Annotated in this window: 18 protein-coding genes; 11 read left to right on the top strand and 7 right to left on the bottom strand. The window is 63.6% G+C overall.

Going from position 1 to position 18,351, the window contains the following annotated elements:
• Window positions 1-11: 11 nt before the first annotated feature.
• Entirely contained in the window at window positions 12-1,463 is a 1,452-nt protein-coding gene (gene gatA / locus AC3Z8Y_RS20190) for an Asp-tRNA(Asn)/Glu-tRNA(Gln) amidotransferase subunit GatA (RefSeq protein WP_490087302.1), read from the bottom strand.
• 16 nt (window positions 1,464-1,479) lie between these two features.
• A complete protein-coding gene (gene gatC / locus AC3Z8Y_RS20185; protein WP_181115488.1) occupies window positions 1,480-1,767 on the bottom strand; it encodes an Asp-tRNA(Asn)/Glu-tRNA(Gln) amidotransferase subunit GatC in 288 nt (95 codons plus the stop codon).
• Between the two features lie 204 nt (window positions 1,768-1,971).
• Between gatC and mreB the strand changes: the two genes are divergently transcribed.
• From mreB to tldD, 8 genes are all read left to right on the top strand, one after another.
• On the top strand, window positions 1,972-3,009 hold the full coding sequence (gene mreB, locus AC3Z8Y_RS20180) for a rod shape-determining protein MreB (protein ID WP_168083969.1): 1,038 nt from the start codon (window positions 1,972-1,974) through the stop codon (window positions 3,007-3,009).
• Between the two features lie 168 nt (window positions 3,010-3,177).
• Window positions 3,178-4,284, top strand: coding sequence for a rod shape-determining protein MreC (gene mreC / locus AC3Z8Y_RS20175; RefSeq protein ID WP_490090055.1), 1,107 nt, complete (start codon window positions 3,178-3,180; stop codon window positions 4,282-4,284).
• A complete protein-coding gene (gene mreD, locus AC3Z8Y_RS20170; protein WP_490087301.1) occupies window positions 4,284-4,772 on the top strand; it encodes a rod shape-determining protein MreD in 489 nt (162 codons plus the stop codon). The genes mreC and mreD overlap by 1 nt, the downstream gene beginning before the upstream one ends.
• Window positions 4,773-4,799: 27 nt before the next feature.
• Window positions 4,800-5,390: a Maf family protein gene (locus AC3Z8Y_RS20165; RefSeq protein ID WP_490087300.1), complete on the top strand. Its 591-nt coding sequence runs from the start codon at window positions 4,800-4,802 to the stop codon at window positions 5,388-5,390.
• Window positions 5,391-5,460: 70 nt separating this feature from the next.
• Window positions 5,461-6,918, top strand: coding sequence for a ribonuclease G (gene rng / locus AC3Z8Y_RS20160; protein WP_490087299.1), 1,458 nt, complete (start codon window positions 5,461-5,463; stop codon window positions 6,916-6,918).
• Between the two features lie 31 nt (window positions 6,919-6,949).
• Window positions 6,950-10,792 carry a YhdP family protein gene (locus AC3Z8Y_RS20155; RefSeq protein ID WP_490087298.1) on the top strand — a complete coding sequence of 1,281 codons (3,843 nt, stop codon included), beginning with the start codon at window positions 6,950-6,952 and terminating at the stop codon, window positions 10,790-10,792.
• 78 nt (window positions 10,793-10,870) lie between these two features.
• The gene (locus AC3Z8Y_RS20150) at window positions 10,871-11,722 is read left to right on the top strand and encodes a carbon-nitrogen hydrolase family protein (protein ID WP_490087297.1); all 852 of its coding nucleotides are present in this window, start codon (window positions 10,871-10,873) and stop codon (window positions 11,720-11,722) included.
• Between the two features lie 2 nt (window positions 11,723-11,724).
• Window positions 11,725-13,167, top strand: a complete 1,443-nt coding sequence (gene tldD, locus AC3Z8Y_RS20145; protein ID WP_490087296.1) for a metalloprotease TldD — start codon at window positions 11,725-11,727, stop codon at window positions 13,165-13,167.
• A gap of 30 nt (window positions 13,168-13,197) precedes the next feature.
• On the opposite strand, the gene yjgA is transcribed toward tldD, so the two are convergent.
• Window positions 13,198-13,719 (bottom strand): ribosome biogenesis factor YjgA, encoded by a 522-nt coding sequence (gene yjgA, locus AC3Z8Y_RS20140; protein ID WP_181115470.1) that lies wholly within the window; start codon window positions 13,717-13,719, stop codon window positions 13,198-13,200.
• 110 nt (window positions 13,720-13,829) lie between these two features.
• On the opposite strand from yjgA, the gene pmbA reads away from it, so the two are divergent.
• The 3 genes from pmbA (at window position 13,830) to AC3Z8Y_RS20125 (ending at window position 16,347) form a co-directional block, all read left to right on the top strand.
• Window positions 13,830-15,176 carry a metalloprotease PmbA gene (gene pmbA, locus AC3Z8Y_RS20135; RefSeq protein WP_490087295.1) on the top strand — a complete coding sequence of 449 codons (1,347 nt, stop codon included), beginning with the start codon at window positions 13,830-13,832 and terminating at the stop codon, window positions 15,174-15,176.
• Between the two features lie 108 nt (window positions 15,177-15,284).
• Window positions 15,285-15,728, top strand: coding sequence for a DUF2753 family protein (locus AC3Z8Y_RS20130; protein ID WP_490087294.1), 444 nt, complete (start codon window positions 15,285-15,287; stop codon window positions 15,726-15,728).
• A 1-nt stretch (window position 15,729) separates the two neighbouring features.
• Window positions 15,730-16,347 carry a superoxide dismutase gene (locus AC3Z8Y_RS20125; RefSeq protein ID WP_490087293.1) on the top strand — a complete coding sequence of 206 codons (618 nt, stop codon included), beginning with the start codon at window positions 15,730-15,732 and terminating at the stop codon, window positions 16,345-16,347.
• 49 nt (window positions 16,348-16,396) lie between these two features.
• Here the strand turns inward: AC3Z8Y_RS20125 and AC3Z8Y_RS20120 are convergent, their stop codons facing one another.
• Genes AC3Z8Y_RS20120 through hpf form a run of 4 tightly spaced genes read right to left on the bottom strand, consistent with a single transcriptional unit; the run spans window position 16,397 to window position 18,334 of the window.
• Window positions 16,397-16,669: an HPr family phosphocarrier protein gene (locus AC3Z8Y_RS20120; protein WP_181115460.1), complete on the bottom strand. Its 273-nt coding sequence runs from the start codon at window positions 16,667-16,669 to the stop codon at window positions 16,397-16,399.
• Between the two features lie 20 nt (window positions 16,670-16,689).
• Complete coding sequence (rapZ, locus tag AC3Z8Y_RS20115) at window positions 16,690-17,547, bottom strand: RNase adapter RapZ (protein WP_490087292.1); 858 nt, start codon at window positions 17,545-17,547, stop codon at window positions 16,690-16,692.
• 7 nt (window positions 17,548-17,554) lie between these two features.
• Window positions 17,555-18,019, bottom strand: coding sequence for a PTS IIA-like nitrogen regulatory protein PtsN (gene ptsN, locus AC3Z8Y_RS20110; protein WP_490087291.1), 465 nt, complete (start codon window positions 18,017-18,019; stop codon window positions 17,555-17,557).
• Between the two features lie 6 nt (window positions 18,020-18,025).
• A complete protein-coding gene (gene hpf, locus AC3Z8Y_RS20105) occupies window positions 18,026-18,334 on the bottom strand; it encodes a ribosome hibernation-promoting factor, HPF/YfiA family (protein WP_181115453.1) in 309 nt (102 codons plus the stop codon).
• Window positions 18,335-18,351: the final 17 nt, after the last annotated feature.

Raw genomic sequence — 18,351 nt, 5'->3', positions numbered from 1 at the left:
GGTATTGCTCCTCAGAACCCTTCTGGCGACTGGAGATGCCAGTCGGTAACCTGCTGGTAGCGATGCGCGATGTTGAGCAGCCGCCCTTCCTGGAAATACGGCGCCAGCAGTTGCGTACCCACGGGCAGGCCATCGGCGAAGCCCACCGGCATCGACAGCCCCGGAAGGCCGGCGAGGTTGGCGGTGATGGTGTAAACGTCCTCGAGGTAGGCGGCTACCGGGTCGTTGCCCTTGGCGCCCAGCTTCCAGGCCGGGTTGGGCGTGGTAGGCCCGAGGATCACGTCCACCTCCTGGAAGGCGGCCATGAAGTCGTTCTTGATCAGCCGGCGGATACGCTGGGCCTTCAGGTAGTAGGCGTCGTAATAACCGGCCGAAAGCGCGTAGGTGCCCACCATGATCCGGCGCTGCACTTCCGGGCCAAAGCCCTCACCGCGCGAGCGCTTGTACAGGTCGGTGAGGTCCACCGGGTTCTCGCAGCGGTAGCCGAAGCGTACACCGTCGAAGCGAGACAGGTTGGACGAGGCTTCGGCGGGCGCGATCACGTAGTAGGCCGGGATGGCATGCTGCATGTTCGGCAGGCTGATTTCCTTGATCACCGCGCCCAGCTTCTCCAGCTCCCGAATGCTGGCCTGTACCCGCTCACCGATGCGAGGGTCCAGGCCGGCGCCGAAGTATTCCTTCGGTACGCCGATGCGCAGGCCTTCGAGGGAATCGTTGAGCGTGGCGCTGTAATCGGGTACCACTTCGTCGATGCTGGTGGAATCCTTCGGATCGAAACCGGCCATGCCTTGCAGCAGCAGCGCGCAGTCTTCGGCGGTGCGCGCCAGCGGGCCGGCCTGATCGAGGCTGGAGGCGTAGGCGATCATGCCCCAGCGCGAAATGCGACCGTACGTCGGCTTCAGCCCGGTGAGGTTGGTGAAGGCTGCCGGCTGGCGAATCGAGCCGCCAGTGTCGGTGCCGGTGGTGGCTGGCAGCAGGCGAGCCGCCACTGCAGCTGCCGAACCACCCGAGGAACCGCCTGGCACGTGGTCCAGCTGCCAAGGGTTTTTCACTGGGCCGTAGTGGCTGTTCTCGTTGGCCGAACCCATGGCGAACTCGTCCATGTTGGTCTTGCCAAGGGTGACGGTGCCCGCGGCCGCGAGTTTCGCTACCACGGTGGCGTCGTAGGGGGCCTCGAAGTTGTCGAGCATGCGCGAGCCGCAGCTGGTACGGATGCCGCGGGTGCAGAAAAGATCTTTGTGGGCGATGGGCGCACCCAGCAACGGGCTGTTTTCACCGGCGGCACGGCGGGCATCGGCGGCGCGGGCCTGCTCCAGGGCCAGGGCCTCGGTCACGGTGATGAACGCGTTCAGGCGCGGGTCCAGGGCCTGGATGCGGGCGAGGAGGGCGCGGGTCAGCTCTTCGGAGGAGAATTGCTTGGCGGCGAGGCCGCGGGCGATCTCGGCCAGGGTAAGTTGATGCATGGCAGGCGGTTATCCCTTACTCGATGACTTTGGGTACCAGATACAGGCCGCTGTCGACGGCCGGTGCGACCGCCTGATAGGCCTCGCGCTGGTTGTGTTCGGTAACCTGGTCGGGACGCAGGCGCTGGCTGGCTTCCAGCGGGTGGGCCAGGGGCGCGATGTTTTGCGTGTCCACGTTCTGCATCTGGTCTGCCAGGCTCAGAATGCTGTTCAGAGCGTCAAGGGTGCTGGGAAGATCGGCCTCGCGCAGCCCGAGGCGGGCCAGGTGGGCGATCTTTTCCACGTCGGAGCGTTCGAGCGCCATGGGAGATCTCCAGGGGAAAGACAGGCGGAAACGGTCCGCCCGGCGGGGAACACAGCCGCGAAAATGCGGTCACAGAGCCGCGATCGTGGGGCCGTGTGCCCGGAAAAACAGCCAATTTAACATATTGGCGCCTTGCCCAAAATCCCCGCCGTTGTTAGAGTTTGCCGCACTTTTTTACCCACGCGTTGCCAGGGTCACTTCTCCATGTTCAAGAAACTGCGTGGCATGTTTTCCAGCGATCTGTCCATCGACCTGGGAACGGCCAACACCCTTATCTACGTGCGTGAGCGCGGTATCGTCCTGAATGAGCCCTCGGTGGTTGCCATCCGTACTCACGGTAACCAGAAGAGCGTTGTGGCCGTCGGCACCGAAGCCAAGCGCATGCTCGGCCGTACCCCGGGTAATATTGCAGCCATTCGTCCGATGAAGGACGGCGTTATCGCTGACTTCAGCGTCTGCGAAAAAATGCTTCAGTACTTCATCAACAAGGTGCACGAAAACAGCTTCCTGCAGCCCAGCCCGCGAGTGCTGATCTGCGTTCCGTGCAAATCCACCCAGGTGGAGCGCCGTGCCATTCGTGAATCGGCCCTTGGTGCCGGTGCTCGCGAAGTCTTCCTGATCGAAGAGCCCATGGCGGCCGCGATCGGCGCCGGCTTGCCGGTCGAGGAAGCCCGTGGCTCGATGGTTGTCGATATCGGCGGTGGTACCACCGAAATCGCCCTGATCTCCCTCAACGGTGTGGTGTATGCCGAATCCGTGCGGGTGGGCGGTGACCGTTTCGACGAAGCCATCGTGACTTACGTACGCCGCAACTACGGCAGCTTGATCGGCGAATCCACCGCCGAGCGCATCAAGCAGGAAATCGGCACGGCCTACCCGGGCGGCGAAGTACGTGAAGTCGACGTGCGCGGCCGCAACCTGGCCGAGGGCGTGCCGCGTGCGTTCACGCTCAATTCCAGCGAAGTGCTCGAAGCCTTGCAGGAATCGTTGGCGACCATCGTTCAGGCGGTCAAAAGCGCCCTTGAGCAGTCGCCACCAGAGCTGGCCTCCGACATCGCCGAGCGTGGCCTGGTGCTGACCGGTGGCGGCGCGCTGTTGCGTGACCTGGACAAGCTGCTGGCCCAGGAAACCGGCCTGCCGGTAATCGTCGCCGAGGACCCGCTCACCTGCGTGGCCCGTGGCGGTGGCCGGGCGCTGGAAATGATGGACAAGCACACCATGGACCTGCTCTCCAGCGAATGAGCCAGGGTAGCGCCCGGTGGTTTACAGTAGCCCTTTGCCGGGTGGCTGTAGCAACCGGGCGTTTGTGTGTTCCTCCGTTTTTTCCGCGGCGCCGATCCATGACAGACCTTTCGTCCTCTTGCCCAGGAGGAACAGCTCATTAAACCGCTGTTCGCCAAGGCCCCCTCACTGGGTGTGCGCCTGCTGGTGCTGACCGTGCTATCGGTCGCCCTGATGGTAGTCGACGCCCGCTTTACACTGCTCAAGCCGGTGCGCAGCCAGATGTCGCTGGTGCTGATGCAGTCGTACTGGATCACCGACCTGCCCCAGCGCCTGTGGCAGGGCGTGGCGAGCCAGTTCGGCAGCCGTACCGAACTGATCGCCGAGAACGAAAAGCTCAAGACCGAAGCCCTGCTCCTGCAGGGGCGCCTGCAGAAGCTGGCGGCCCTGACCGAGCAGAACGTGCGGCTGCGTGAATTGCTCAATTCGTCCACGCTGGTGAACGAAAAGGTGGAAGTGGCCGAGCTGATCGGCATGGACCCCAACCCCTTCACGCACCGTATCCTGATCAACAAGGGTGAGCGCGACGGCGTGTCCCTGGGCCAACCCGTGCTGGATGCGCGTGGGCTGATGGGGCAGGTAGTAGAGCTGATGCCATACACCTCACGGGTTCTCCTGCTCACCGATAGCACCCATAGCATTCCCGTACAGGTCAACCGCAATGGCTTGAGGGCCATCGCGAGCGGCACCGGCAACCCGGAGCGGCTTGAGCTGCGCCATGTAGCCGATACCGCGGACATCAAGGAAGGGGACCTGCTGGTAAGCTCCGGCCTGGGCCAGCGTTTCCCGGCGGGCTACCCGGTGGCCACCGTGAAGGAAGTAATTCACGACTCCGGCCAGCCTTTCGCCATTGTTCGCGCCGTGCCCACGGCCGCATTGAACCGCAGCCGTTATGTGCTGTTGGTGTTTTCTGACAGCCGCACGCCTGAGCAGCGCGCCGCCGATGCCGCCCAGGCAGAGGACGGCTTGGTGCCGGCTACCGCGCCGGTTACGGCGCCCCCAGCCACGCCTGCGACAGTGCCGGCCGCGGCTGCAACCCCGTCGGCACCGGCTGCTAGCAATAGCCACGAGCAGCACCCGGCCGCGTCAGGCACCCACCCGGCCGCGCCGGCGGCCACTCGCCCGGCCGCCACGGCCCCAGCGCGGCCTGCCACACCGGCCAGCCATCCCGCTCGTACCGCGCCGGCGGCGCCTGCAACACCGGCCGTGCCCGCAGCGCCTCAAGGAGCCCACTGATGGTCAATACCCGGCGCAACCATGGCTGGATCATCTGGGTGACCTTCCTGATCGGCCTGCTGCTCAGTGTGTCGCCGCTGCCGCAGTTCATGGAAGTGCTGCGCCCGCTCTGGCTGTCACTGTTGCTGGCCTTCTGGTGCCTGAATACGCCGGGCAGGGTCGGCATGACCACTGCCTGGGTGCTGGGGCTGGCCGAAGACGTGCTCTATGGCACGCTGCTGGGCCAGAACGCGCTTATCCTCAGCCTTACCACCTTCCTGGTGCTGTCCCTCCAGCAACGCATGCGTATGTTCCCCATGTGGCAGCAAAGCCTGGTGATCTTCGTGGTGCTGGGCGTGATGCAACTGGTGCAGCTATGGCTGAGCGCGCTCACCGGTAACCGTCAGCCTACCCTGGCGCTTGTGTTGCCGGCGGTGGTCAGCGCGTTGCTGTGGCCCTGGGTGAGCTATGGCCTGCGGGGCTTGCGCCGACGCTTCAACATCAACTGAAGCGCACAATGACAAGGAGCTGTCCCCATGAGTACGCTGTTATTGGCTTCCGGCTCGCCCCGCCGGCGTGAACTGCTGCAGCAGGTCGGCGTGCCGTTTACGCAGGTATCGGCCGATATCGACGAAACACCGTTGCCCCACGAAGCGCCCGAAGCCTACGTGCAGCGCCTGGCTCTCGCCAAGGCTGCTGCCGGGTTTGGCCATGGGAGTGCCGGGGCCGTGGTGCTGGGTGCCGACACTGCGGTCATCCTCGACGGGCAGATCCTTGGCAAGCCGCAGGGCGAGCACGATGCGGCGCGCATGCTCAACGGCCTGAGCGCAAGAGTGCACGAAGTGTTCACCGCCGTGGCGCTGCACAGCGAGTTGCGCAGCGAAGTGTGCTGCGTGAGCACCCGGGTACGCTTTCGACACATTACCCCGCAGGAAATCCACGCATACTGGGCCAGCGGCGAGCCCGCGGACAAGGCCGGGGGCTATGCCATCCAGGGCCTGGGCGCGGTATTCGTGGAGGCGATAGAGGGCAGCTATTCAGCGGTCGTTGGCCTGCCGCTGTGTGAAACCGCGGCCATGCTGGCGCGCTTCGGGATTGCCTGCTGGCAACCGAGCACTTCCCGGTGAGCGTACGCTGGCGTCGCGCCGCGCCGCCAGTCCGGGCATCATGGGGCAACCATCCTGACGAGAGCCTGTCATGAGCGAAGAGATCCTCATCAACATCACGCCGATGGAATCCCGGGTGGCAGTGGTGGAAAACGGTGTATTGCAGGAAGTGCACGTAGAGCGCACCCAGCGCCGCGGCATCGTCGGGAACATCTACAAGGGCAAGGTCGTTCGAGTGTTGCCGGGCATGCAGGCCGCATTCATCGACATTGGCCTGGAGCGCGCCGCCTTCATTCACGCCTCGGAAATCTCGCTGCGCGAAGGCTCGGCCGTGGAAACCATCAGCGCCCTGGTGCATGAAGGGCAGAGCCTGGTGGTGCAGGTCACCAAAGACCCCATCGGTTCGAAGGGCGCCCGGCTCACCACCCAGCTGTCCATTCCCTCGCGCTACCTGGTGTACATGCCACGCACCAGCCATGTGGGCATTTCGCTGAAGATCGAAGAAGAAGCCGAGCGTGAGCGCCTCAAGCAGGTAGTTACTGACTGCGTGGAGAAGGAGGGCATCCAGGAAAGCGGTGGGTTTATCCTGCGCACCGCCGCCGAAGGCGCGAGGGCGGAAGAGATCCTCATGGACATTCGCTACCTGCGCCGGCTCTGGGACCAGATCGCCACGCAGATCAAGACCGCCGGTGCGCCTTCGGTGATTTATGAAGACCTGGGCCTGGCATTGCGCACGTTGCGAGACCTGGTAAACCCCAAGATCGAAAAGATCCGCATCGACTCGCGGGAAACCTTCCAGAAAACCACCCAGTTCGTGGGCGAGCTCATGCCGGAAATCGCCGACCGGCTGGAGCATTACCCCGGTGAGCGGCCGATCTTCGACCTCTATGCCGTGGAAGACGAAATCCAGCGGGCGCTGGAGCGCAAGGTGCCGCTCAAGTCTGGCGGTTACCTGGTGGTCGACCCAGCCGAAGCCATGACCACCATCGATGTGAACACCGGCGCGTTCGTGGGCCATCGCAACCTCGAAGAAACCATCTTCAAGACCAACCTGGAGGCCGCCACCGCCATCGCGCGGCAACTGCGCCTGCGCAATATCGGCGGCATCATCATCATCGACTTCATCGACATGGAAGACGAGGATCATCAGCGCCAGGTGCTGCGTACGCTGGAAAAGCAGCTGGAACGCGATCACGCCAAAACCAACATCATCGGCATCACCGAGCTGGGGCTGGTGCAAATGACGCGCAAGCGTACCCGGGAAAGCCTTGAGCAAGTGCTATGCGAGCCCTGCGCGTGCTGCCTGGGCCGCGGCAAGCTGAAAACCCCGGAAACCGTCTGTTACGAGATTTTCCGCGAAATCCTCCGAGAAGCACGGGCCTATCAGGCCGAAGGCTATCGCGTGCTGGCCAACCAGAAGGTGGTGGACCGTCTGCTGGACGAAGAATCGGGCAATGTGGCCGAACTCGAAACCTTCATTGGCCGTACCATTCGTTTCCAGGTGGAGAGCATGTACTCCCAGGAACAATACGATGTGGTGCTGCTCTGAGTCATTTGCGTAACCGTACAAGGCCCTCTCCATGGCGCGTTTGACTCAAGTGGCTGGCGCGCTCGTTCGCTGGAGCCTCGGCGCCTGCGCGCTGTGCCTGATCCTGCTGGCACTCTATGTAAGCCTCGGGCGGCAACTATTGCCCTTGATCGGGGACTATCGCCCTGAGCTAGTAGCCAAAGCCAGCCAGGCGCTCGGCATGCCCGTAGGCATCGGGCGGTTGGAAGGTACCTGGAGCGGCCTGGCGCCGGTGCTGGTGGCCGGCGATGTATCAGTAGGCAGCGGGCCGGGCGCGCTGCACCTGGAGCGGGTGCGCATGGTACCCGCGCTGTGGCGCAGCCTGGTGAGCCTGCGGCCGCAAGTCGATACCCTGCAGGTGGAAGGCTTGCAGCTTACGTTGGAGCAGGGCGAGGACGGTCGCTGGGCGCTGCAAGGGCTACCGAAGCACCAGGATGACACGCCATTCGATCCAGGCCGCGCCTTCGCGGGCCTGCGCCAGCTCGGTGAGCTGAACGTGCTGGACAGCCAGCTCACCATCCGGCCATGGCAGCACGACCCTCTCGCCTTTACCTACCTCAGTGCAAGCCTGCGTTCGCTACTGGGGGAGCAGCGCCTCGACCTGCGGTTGAGTTTACCGGACGGCAAGCCCGTGGCGGCTCAATTGCGCGCCCGGGTGCCACAGGACCATTGGCAAAACGCGTCCGGCCAGGCGTGGTTGAGCCTGCCTCAGAGCGATTGGGCCAAGTGGCTGCCGGATGGCTTTGCCGGGCAATGGCGATTCCAGGCCCTGCGCGCCGGTGGTGAAGTGTGGATTGACTGGGCCGATCAGCACGTGAGCAGCGCCGCGCTGCGGCTCAATGCCCCGCGAATCGAGGGCGCCGTTGATGGCCGGGCACCCACTGCGGTGGAAGATGTGGCGGTTAGCGCCTGGCTCCAGCGTAACGACAACGGCTACACCGCCATTGCCCAGCCGCTCTCCATGAGCGTGAGCGGCCAGCGCTGGGATACTCGCCTGAAGGCTGTGCAGGTCGGTAGTGAATGGCAGGTACAGGCCGATCGAGTGGACCTGGCCCCTTTGCAGCCACTGTTGGATGCCTATGCGCCTTGGCCAGACAAGGCCGCGCTCGCAGTGGACAGCCTCAAACCCCGAGGCGCGCTGCGCAACCTTACCCTTACGCTAAGGCCCCAGGAAACCGGCGATCGCCGCCTGGAGTTCGCAGCCAACCTGGAGCAGGTCGCCTTCGAGCCCTACCACAACGCGCCAGGCGCGGCGAACGTCAGCGGCAGCATCTCCGGCGACCTTGGGCAGGGCGAGTTGCGCCTGGCCACCCAGGATTTCATGTTGCACCTGTGGCCGATCTTCAAACAGCCATGGCACTACAAGGAGGCGCACGCCCGGCTGGGCTGGCGGCTGAACAGCGACGGCTTCAGCCTGGTGGCGCCGGTGATCCAGGTGCTGGGCGAGGAAGGCAAGATCGCGGCGGATTTCATGATCCGCTTGCCGTTCGGTGAAGGCCTGGAACCCTACATGGACCTGCGGGTGGGGCTACACGAGGGTGACGGGCGCTACACGCCCAAATACCTGCCCGAAGCCCTCAGCCCTCAGGTAGCTGACTGGCTGCGCGCTGCGGTGCAGAAAGGCGCCGTGGATGAGGGCTACTTCCAGTATCAGGGCTCGCTGGCCCACGCCGCGCCCGATCATGCCCGCAGCCTGAGCCTGTTTTTCAAAGTGCACGACGCGACGCTCGCGTTCCAGCCGGGTTGGCCATCGGTGAGCGGCGTGGATGGCAACGTCTACATCCAGGACGGGGATGTGCGCATCGAAGCCAGCCAGGGGCAGTTGCTGGATACAGCTGTAAGCAATGTTCAAGTGAAGGTCCCCCATGCGCCGGAAGGGCAGGTACCTCACCTCACGGTACAGGGCGACTTTAACGGGCCGCTGAGCGACGGGGTGAAGATCCTCCAGACCGCGCCCATCGGCACGGGTGAGCTGTTCGCGGGTTGGCAGGGTGAAGGTCCGCTGCACGGCGCGGTGAACCTGGATATCCCGCTCGCCCATGGCCAGCCGCCCAAGGTGATTGTGGATTTCAACACGTCCGCCGCCCGCCTGAAGATCGCCGAGCCGGCGCTGGAACTCAGCGAGCTCAAAGGGGCATTCCGGTTCGACCTCGACAAGGGGCTGGCTGCTCAGGGCGTGGCCGGGCAGGCCTTGGGTAAGCCCTTCACGGGTGGGCTGGAAGCGCTGGGCGCTCCTGGGGCCCCGCTAACTCGAGTGAATGTAAATGGCCGCATGGACGTGGCCACCCTTAGCCGCTGGCTTGGCAACCCGCAGCCACTGCCCGCCAGCGGCGAATTTCCTTACCGCCTGCAGCTGGACCTCGGGCCGGACAGCCGGCTGGGTATCGACTCGGACCTCACGGGAGCCACCGTGGACCTTCCCGCGCCCTACGGAAAGGCAGCGGGGGACAGCCGCCCAACGCGCTTCGAGCTGGGCCTGAAGGGTAACGACCGGCTGATGCGCGTGGCCTACGCCAGCCTTGCAAGCGTTGTGTATCAGCCCGCCAACGGCCAGTTCTCCAGCCCGCCAGGCGCTGGCCGTGGCGAGCTGCTGCTAGGCGAGGGCACGGCAAGCCTGCCCGATGCCACAGGTGTGCGGGTGCGCGGCGTGATGGATTCGCTGGACCTGAAGGCCTGGCAAGCCGTGAGGGATCGGTACCTGCCGCAAGCCAAAGCGGCGGAGCAAGCGCCGGCCAACAGTTCCTCAACCCCTGCGCCTTTGAGCAGCGCGGACGTGACCATTGCGCACCTCAGCGCATTCGGGCAATCGCTCGAAAACGCCAGGGTGCGTCTCGATCGCGGGCCGGGCAATTGGATGGTGCGCGTAGACAGCCCTCAGCTGACGGGTAAAGCCACACTGCCCGACCGCGCGGCGGTGCCGCTGGACATCGACCTGCAGGATGTCCACCTGCCTGCCCCTGCAGTACAGGAAGCCACCGCGCAGGACCCGCCCGATACGCCCGACCCACTGGCGGACGTGGACCCCCACGGCCTGCCGCCGGTGAACGTGCGGATTGCTCGGCTGTGGCAGGGCGACGATCTGGTTGGCGCCTGGTCCCTCAAGTTGCGCCCTTCCGAGCGCGGGCTGGCACTGAACGACCTGGACCTGGGCCTGAAGGGCATGCAGTTACAGGGCAGCGGTGGCTGGGAGGGTTCCCCCGGGAGCACCGTGAGCTGGTTCAAGGGCAATGTACGCGGCGGCAACCTGGCCGATATTCTCAAGGCCTGGCACTTCGCGCCTTCGGTAACCAGCCATGATTTTTCACTGGCGGTGGATGGGCGCTGGCCCGGCTCGCCCGCCTGGGCTGCCCCCAAGCGGTATTCAGGTAGCCTGGACGCTACCCTCAACCATGGCCAGTTCGTGGAAGTGGAAGGCGGCGCCCAGGCGTTGCGAGTGTTCGGCCTGCTGAACTTCAATGCCATCGGCCGCCGGCTGCGGCTGGACTTTTCCGACCTGCTGGGCCGGGGGCTCGGCTATGACAAGGTCAAAGGCCAACTGGCCGCCAGTGACGGTGTTTACGTGACCCGCACGCCTATCACCGTGACGGGCCCTTCGAGCAATCTTGAGCTGGACGGTACCCTCGACATGGCCGCCGACCGGGTAGACGCGCAACTGTTGGTAACCCTGCCGGTGAGCACCAACCTGCCGATCGCCGCGCTTATTGTCGGCGCTCCTGCCATTGGCGGTGCGTTGTTCCTGGCCGACAAGCTGCTGGGAGATCGGGTATCCCGCCTGATGAGTGTCAAATACCGCGTTGAAGGACCGCTCAAGGACCCGAAGCTGAGCCTCGACCGGCCCTTCGACAAATCCCGTTGATCGACCCGATAGTTAGCCGGGCGTGATCCAGTGGGTTAGGATGCAGGGAACGCGTTCCACGACAGCTTGGAGGAGCCAATGGAGCTGGCGGTGATCCAGATGGTGAGCCAGACAGACCTGGCGGCGAACCTCGAGCGGGCCAGGTATCTGCTGGAGCAGGCGGCCCGGGCGGGTGCGCGGCTTGCTGTGTTGCCAGAAAATTTCGCTGCCATGGGACGTCGCGACGCGGCAGCCATTGCGCGCGCCGAGGCGGTGGGCGAGGGGCCCATCCTTCCGGCGCTTCGCCGCTGTGCGAAAGACTTCGGCCTGTGGCTGGTGGCTGGGACGGTCCCACTGCCGCCCGACGGGCAACCTGGTGGCAAGCCCCGCGCGTGCTCGCTGTTGCTTGATGATCAGGGCGAAACAGTAGCCCGTTACGACAAGCTCCACCTGTTCGATGTGGACGTGCAGGACAGCCGGGCCCGGTACCGGGAGTCTGATGACTATGCCTATGGTCAAAGGGTGGTAGTGGCGCAAACCCCGGTCGGCCGTCTCGGGCTGAGTGTGTGCTACGACCTGCGCTTTCCCGAATTATATACCCAGCTGCGCGAGGCCGGCGCTGAACTGATCAGCGTGCCCTCGGCCTTCACCGCCGTGACCGGCGCGGCCCATTGGGAAGTGCTGATTCGCGCGCGGGCCATAGAAACCCAATGTTACGTGTTGGCCGCTGCCCAAGGGGGCGAACATCCTGGCCCCCGGCATACCCACGGTCAGGCGGCGATAGTAGACCCATGGGGCCGCCTGATCGCCCAGCAGGCCACGGGCGAAGCGGTATTACTGAGCTCACGCGACAGCGCCGAACAGGCGGCTATCCGTGAGCGTATGCCGGTGCAGGCGCACCGGCGGTTTTCCTCGCAGGGCGCCTTGCGGCCTGCCTCTTTCGCGGAGTGAACATGAGCGAGATGTTATCCACGGTCAGCGCGCAGTTGCTGACCCCTGGCGATTTGAACCTCGACAGCCTCAACAGTGTGCTGAGCGAGCTGGCGGGCCCTGGCATTGACGCCGCGGACCTGTACTTCCAGGCGCAGATTTCCGAGTCCTGGGCCCTCGAAGACGGCATCGTCAAGGAAGGCAGCTTCAATTTCGATCAAGGCGTTGGCGTTCGTGCCCAGGCCGGCGAAAAAACCGGCTTCGCCTACAGCAACACCATTACCCGCGAGGCGCTGGGGCTCGCTGCCCAGGCCGCGCGGTCGATTTCACGCGCGGGCCAGCAAGGGCGTGTGCAGGCGTTCCAGGCACCGACTGTCGAAGCGCTTTACGCACCTGACAATCCCCTGGACGTGATGACCCGCGCCGAGAAAGTGGAGCTGCTCAAGCGCATTGACGCCTACACCCGCACCCTCGACCCGCGCATTCAGCAGGTCACCGTCAGCATGGCCGGCGTATGGGAGCGCATTCTCGTGGCCGCCATGGACGGTAGCCTGGCGGCCGACGTGCGCCCGTTGGTGCGTTTCAACGTAAGCGTGATCGTGGAACAGAACGGCCGGCGCGAGCGTGGCGGCCATGGCGGCGGCGCCCGTACCAGCTATCAGTACTTCGTAGACGAAGAGCGGGCCATGGGTTATGCCCGAGAGGCGCTGCGCCAGGCGCTGGTCAACCTCGACGCCAAGCCGGCGCCGGCGGGTACCTTGCCTGTAGTGCTTGGCTCCGGGTGGTCCGGGGTGCTGTTGCACGAAGCAGTGGGCCACGGCCTGGAAGGCGACTTCAACCGCAAGGGCAGCTCTGCCTACAGCGGCCGCGTGGGCGAGCAGGTGGCCTCCAGCCTCTGCACCATCGTCGATGATGGCACCCTGCAAGGCCGCCGCGGCTCGCTGAGCGTCGATGACGAGGGTACCCGCACCCAATGCACCACCTTGATCGAGAAAGGCATTCTCAAGGGCTACATGCAGGACAAGCTCAATGCCCGGCTGATGGGCGCCGCCGCCACGGGCAACGGGCGGCGTGAGTCCTACGCGCACCTGCCCATGCCGCGCATGACCAACACCTACATGCTGGCCGGGGAGCACGACCCCGAGGAAATCATCAAGTCGGTGAAGAAAGGCCTGTATTGCGCCAACCTCGGCGGTGGCCAGGTGGATATCACCAGCGGCAAGTTCGTGTTCTCCACCAGCGAGGCTTACCTCATCGAGGATGGCGAGATCACCGCACCGGTGAAGGGCGCTACGCTGATCGGCAACGGCCCGGAATGCATGAGCCGGGTGTCGATGGTAGGTACCGACCTGGCGTTGGACAGTGGGGTAGGGACGTGTGGCAAGGACGGGCAGTCGGTACCGGTGGGCGTAGGCCAGCCCACGCTGAAGATCGATGCAATCACCGTGGGCGGCACCGGCGCGTGAGCCGGGCGCCCATGGGCAAGCTGGCGCGGCCTATCTCAGGCCGCGCTGCTGCTCGTCTATCTCGCGAATGTACTTGAAGATCTTGCGGCTCGCCGAAGGCGGCCGGTTGTGCGTGGCTTCGTGCTGGGCGTGGCGCACCAGCGAACGCAGCTGCTGGCGATCGGTTTCAGGGTACTGGGTCACGAAGCTGTCCAGTACCGTATCGTCACCGGCGATCAACCGATCGCGCCAGCGTTCCAGGTTATGGAACCGCTCGTTGTACTGGCGAGTGGACGCGTCCACCTGGTCGAGCAGTTCCAGGATCGCGTCCGTGTCCTGGTCGCGCATGAGTTTGCCGATGAACTGCCTGTGCCGCTTGAGGGCTGCGTTCGCGGTATGTTTCGGTGCTTCTTCCAGGGCCCGGCGCAGCGGCTCCGTGAGGGGCAACTTGGCGAGCAGGTCCGGCTTGAGCGTGGTCAAGCGCTCGCCGAGCTCGGTCAATGCGTGGAGTTCACGCTTGACCTGTGTCTTGCTTTTTCCCTCGCCGAGGGAATCGTCGTATGAATCAACCATGGGGGCCGTCCGCTGATAAACGCCGCCATGATAACCAGTCGGGGGCCGATTGTCCGGCCCGGCCAGCATCGGCCCTTGCCGCGATCCGTATTTGAAGTGTGGAGAATCCCATGAAAGCAGCCGAAAGCGTTGGCCCTCAGGCCCTGCCGCTCCTGCAGCAACAGGTCGAAGAGATCATTGCCGAAGCCCGTCGCCAAGGTGCCAGCGCCTGCGAAGTGGCGGTGTCCCTGGAACAAGGGCTGTCCACCTCGATTCGCCAGCGTGAGGTGGAAACCGTTGAATTCAACCGCGATCAGGGCTTTGGCATAACGCTCTACCTGGGCCAGCGCAAGGGCTCGGCCAGTACGTCGGCCAACGGCCCTGAGGCGATCCGCGAAACGGTGGCCGCGGCATTGGCCATTGCAAAACACACGTCGGAGGACGAAGCCGCCGGCCTCGCGGACGCCGCCCTGATGGCACGCGATCTACTGGCCCTGGACCTGTATCACCCTTGGGATATCAGCCCCGAAGCAAGCATCGAGCTGGCGCTGGCCTGTGAAGCGGCAGCTTTCGATGCCAACCCGCTTATCCGCAACGCTGACGGCAGCCAAGTCTCGACCCATCAGGGTTGCCGGGTATACGGGAACAGCCATGGCTTCATCGGCGGCTACGCGTCGACGCGTCACAGCCTCAGCTGCGTGATGATCGCCGAGAAAGATGGCCAGATGCAGCGCGACTACTGGTACGACGTGAACCGTGAGGGCCATTTGCTGGCTTCTCCGGAGGCCATCGGCCGCAAGGCCGCCGAGCGAGCTGCCAGCCGCCTGGGTGCGCGCCCCGTGCCTACCTGTGAAGTGCCTGTCTTGTTTGCCGCCGAGTTGGCGGGTGGGCTGTTCGGCAGCTTCCTGTCTGCGGTATCCGGGGGCAACCTCTACCGTAAGTCCTCCTTCCTGGAAGGCACGCTCGGCCAACAGCTGTTTCCCGAATGGCTGACGCTTGATGAGCGGCCGCATATGCCCCGCGCTCTGGGCAGCGCAGGGTTCGACGGCGATGGCCTGGCAACCTACGCCAAGCCCTTTGTTGACGGCGGGCGGCTGGTTTCTTACGTGCTGAGCACGTATTCGGGCCGCAAGCTGGGCATGCCGAGCACCGCCAATTCCGGTGGGGTGCACAACCTCTTCGTGACCCATGGCAACGAAGACCAAGCCGCATTGCTGCGTAAGATGGGCCGCGGGTTGCTGGTGACTGAGCTGATGGGCAGCGGGCTGAACATGGTCACCGGTGACTATTCCCGTGGTGCCGCTGGCTATTGGGTGGAAAACGGCGAAATCCAGTTCCCGGTTCAGGAAGTGACCATCGCAGGAAATATGAAAGACATGTTCCGCCAGATTGTGGCGGTAGGGAATGACCTTGAACTGCGCAGCAACGTGCGCACCGGCTCGGTGTTGATCGAGCGTATGACAGTGGCGGGAAGCTGAGCTTTTCATAAATATCCAGCCGCTTCGCTTGAAATGAGATTGATTATCAACTAATAGTCAATCTCATGAGGCGCTTTGCCTCTACGTCAGCTATCGAGCGGAGCGGCCATGGACCATTGGAAACAAACCATTCAGCGCGCCAATGCCCTCTTCGAACAGGGGCAGTGGGTAGAGGCGCGGGAGAATTATCTGCAGGCGCTGGCCTTGGCACAGATCCTTTTCGAGCGTTGGAGCAACGCCGATGAGGCCGTGATGGCCTTCGTGGTCTCGCACCATAACCTGGCGGACCTTCACCTTCATTTGCACCAACCCGAAGAAAGCGCCGAATACCTGTGCGCCGCGCACGAGCACCTGCTTTCCACGGCTGGCCAATCGAACCTGCCTCAACCGCTGCGCGAAGCAGCGCTTCGTCACAGCAATCGCACCTATACGGAACTGCTGGGATTCATCGCCGTCCATGGCGAATACCCCCGCACCTCGAGCTTGCTCGCAGGTGCCATGGGCCTACAGTCGCGCCACACCGGCGCCCATCCGCGATACGGAGTCCACTGACATGCCCCATACCTTGCCTGCACTGCCTTATGACTACAGCGCGCTTGAGCCGCATATCGACGCGCAGACGATGGAAATCCACTACACCAAGCACCACCAGACCTACATCAACAACCTCAATGCCGCCCTGGAGTCGACCGAGTACGCCGAGTGGCCGGTAGAGAAGCTGCTTGCTGAATACGCCACCCTCGACGAAAAACTGAAAGGCCCCGTGGCCAACAATGGCGGTGGGCATGCGAACCACTCGCTGTTCTGGACCGTGATGGCGCCCGCCAGCGGTGGCCAGCCTTCCGGGAACGTGAAAGATGCGATCGAGAGTGACTTGGGTGGCTTCGATGCGTTCAAGGAAGCCTTCACCAAAGCCGCGCTGACACGCTTTGGTAGTGGCTGGGCCTGGCTGAGCGTAACGCCGGAGAAAAAACTGGTGGTTGAAAGCACCGCCAACCAGGACAGCCCGCTGATGAAGGGCAATACGCCGATCCTGGGCCTGGACGTGTGGGAGCACGCTTATTACCTGAAGTACCAGAACCGCCGGCCTGAATACATCGGTGCGTTCTTCAACGTGGTCAACTGGCCTGAAGTCGAAAAACGCTACCAGGCCGCTGTGAACGCGGTGTAACCCCTGCCTTGTAGGCGGCCTCTTCCCGGAAGGTTGAGAGCGCCTACCGTTACTCGCCTTCGTCGAACTTGTCGTTGATCAATCCAACCAACGCGTCGAGGGCTTCCTGTGCCTGCTCGCCCTCGGTGCTAAGGTGGATCTGCGTGCCCTTGCCGGCGGCGAGCATCATGACGGCCATGATGCTTTTGCCGTCGACCAGGCTGGCTTCGGTGCGGCCGACACGAACCTGGCAGGGGAAACGGCCGGCAATGCCGACGAACTTGGCGGCGGCGCGTGCGTGCAAGCCCAGCTTGTTGATGATGGTGATGTCGAGTGCGGGCATTGCGTGGTAAGTCCTTGGGTTCAGGTAAGGTCCCGGTGGCGCACTTGCACGTTCTTCAGGGTACGTTGCAATAGCGAGCCGAGGCGCTCGGTAAGGTAGACCGAGCGATGGTGCCCGCCTGTGCACCCGATGGCAACCGTCACGTAGGCCCGATTGCTCGCGGCGAAGCGAGGCAGCCATTTGAGCAGGTAGGCAGAGATGTCCTGGAACATTTCCTCCACGTCCGGTTGCGCCGCCAAATAGTCGATGACTGGCTGCTCCAGGCCGGAATGCTCTCGCAGCTCGGGCTTCCAGTAGGGGTTGGGGAGGCAACGCACATCGAATACCAGGTCTGCATCAACGGGCATCCCGCGTTTGAAACCGAACGACTCCAGCAGGAAGGCGGTGCCCACATCCGGTTTGTTCAGCAGCCGCAGCTTGAGCGTGTCACGCAGTTGGTAGAGGTTGAGGCTGGTGGTGTTGATTTTCAGGTCGGCCAGGTCGGAAATCGGCCCCAGCAAGTCACTTTCTACCCGGATCGCCTCGGCCAATGAGCGGTCGGCACTGGTGAGTGGATGCCGCCTGCGTGTTTCCGAAAAGCGCTTGAGGAGCGTTTCTTCATCAGCGTCAAGGAACAGCACGTCGCACTGGATGTGCTTCTCTCGTACTTCCTCGAGCAATTCGGGAAAACGTGAAAGATGGCTAGGCAGGTTACGCGCGTCGATGGAGACGGCCACCAGTGGCTGAGCCAGTTCAGTATGGATGATCGCCCGCTCGGCCAGTTCGGGCAGCAGCCCGGCGGGGAGGTTGTCTATGCAGTAGAAGCCATTGTCTTCGAGCACATCGAGGGCGGTGCTCTTGCCGGAGCCGGAGCGACCACTGACGATGATCAGGCGCATGTGAAAGTCACGCGCCGGCCTGGGTGCTTACCACCACCTTATACAGCTCATCGCTGTTGGCGGCAGAACGCAAACGCTCACGCACGTCCTTGCGGTCGAGCATGCTGGCTATCTGGCGGAGTAATTCGAGGTGTGCATCGGTGGCCGCTTCGGGGACCAGCAGCACGAAGATCAGATCTACCGGGGCGCCGTCGATTGCGTCGAAGTCCACTGGTGCGGCCAGGTGCAACAATGCACTCATCGGGCCCTGGCAATTGGCGAGCCGGCAGTGCGGGATGGCAATCCCATTGCCGAAACCGGTGGAGCCGAGCTTTTCCCGGGCGATCAGGGCTTCGAACACAACCTGCTGGCTGACCTGCGGAAGGTCTTTATGGATCAAGGCAGCGATCTGTTCGAGTACGCGTTTTTTACTGCCGCCCGGCACGCCCACGAGGGAGCGGCCGGGGGTCAGGATGTTTTCTAGTCGGATCATCGGGGGTCAGCGAGCGGCCGCACCTTGCAGGTGGCTCTGCTGTTTTTCCTTATACTTGAGCAATTGCCGATCGAGTTTATCAGTGAGAAGGTCGATTGCGGCGTACATGTCGTCGTGTTCTGCCTGAGCTACCACGTCGCACTTGGGAACCCGGAGGGTCGCTTCGACCCGCTGTTTCTGTTTCTCCACTTCCATGATCACCTCTACGTTGGTGATCTTGTCGCAGTGCCGTTCGAGCTTGGCAAGTTTTTCGGTCATGTAGCTACGCATGGCTTCGGTCACATCCAGTTGATGCCCACTGATGTTGACTTGCATACCGCTTCTCCTTATTG

Source organism: Pseudomonas sp. 3MAES_34.3B (assembly GCF_058145875.1).
The sequence above is the reverse complement of the archived record's forward strand: the minus strand, read 5'-3'. Positions and strand labels throughout refer to the sequence as shown.

What these genes read in the sequence shown, in the direction of transcription:
- AC3Z8Y_RS20155 (WP_490087298.1), top strand. Translation starts at nt 6,950, where the DNA reads ATGGCGCGTTTGACTCAAGTGGCTGGCGCGCTCGTTCGCTGGAGCCTC.
- mreD (WP_490087301.1), top strand. Translation starts at nt 4,284, where the DNA reads ATGGTCAATACCCGGCGCAACCATGGCTGGATCATCTGGGTGACCTTC.
- ptsN (WP_490087291.1), bottom strand. Translation starts at nt 18,019, where the DNA reads ATGATCCGACTAGAAAACATCCTGACCCCCGGCCGCTCCCTCGTGGGC.
- yjgA (WP_181115470.1), bottom strand. Translation starts at nt 13,719, where the DNA reads ATGGTTGATTCATACGACGATTCCCTCGGCGAGGGAAAAAGCAAGACA.
- AC3Z8Y_RS20150 (WP_490087297.1), top strand. Translation starts at nt 10,871, where the DNA reads ATGGAGCTGGCGGTGATCCAGATGGTGAGCCAGACAGACCTGGCGGCG.
- gatA (WP_490087302.1), bottom strand. Translation starts at nt 1,463, where the DNA reads ATGCATCAACTTACCCTGGCCGAGATCGCCCGCGGCCTCGCCGCCAAG.
- tldD (WP_490087296.1), top strand. Translation starts at nt 11,725, where the DNA reads ATGAGCGAGATGTTATCCACGGTCAGCGCGCAGTTGCTGACCCCTGGC.
- AC3Z8Y_RS20120 (WP_181115460.1), bottom strand. Translation starts at nt 16,669, where the DNA reads ATGCCCGCACTCGACATCACCATCATCAACAAGCTGGGCTTGCACGCA.
- AC3Z8Y_RS20125 (WP_490087293.1), top strand. Translation starts at nt 15,730, where the DNA reads ATGCCCCATACCTTGCCTGCACTGCCTTATGACTACAGCGCGCTTGAG.
- hpf (WP_181115453.1), bottom strand. Translation starts at nt 18,334, where the DNA reads ATGCAAGTCAACATCAGTGGGCATCAACTGGATGTGACCGAAGCCATG.
- AC3Z8Y_RS20130 (WP_490087294.1), top strand. Translation starts at nt 15,285, where the DNA reads ATGGACCATTGGAAACAAACCATTCAGCGCGCCAATGCCCTCTTCGAA.
- rng (WP_490087299.1), top strand. Translation starts at nt 5,461, where the DNA reads ATGAGCGAAGAGATCCTCATCAACATCACGCCGATGGAATCCCGGGTG.
- AC3Z8Y_RS20165 (WP_490087300.1), top strand. Translation starts at nt 4,800, where the DNA reads ATGAGTACGCTGTTATTGGCTTCCGGCTCGCCCCGCCGGCGTGAACTG.
- pmbA (WP_490087295.1), top strand. Translation starts at nt 13,830, where the DNA reads ATGAAAGCAGCCGAAAGCGTTGGCCCTCAGGCCCTGCCGCTCCTGCAG.
- mreB (WP_168083969.1), top strand. Translation starts at nt 1,972, where the DNA reads ATGTTCAAGAAACTGCGTGGCATGTTTTCCAGCGATCTGTCCATCGAC.
- rapZ (WP_490087292.1), bottom strand. Translation starts at nt 17,547, where the DNA reads ATGCGCCTGATCATCGTCAGTGGTCGCTCCGGCTCCGGCAAGAGCACC.
- gatC (WP_181115488.1), bottom strand. Translation starts at nt 1,767, where the DNA reads ATGGCGCTCGAACGCTCCGACGTGGAAAAGATCGCCCACCTGGCCCGC.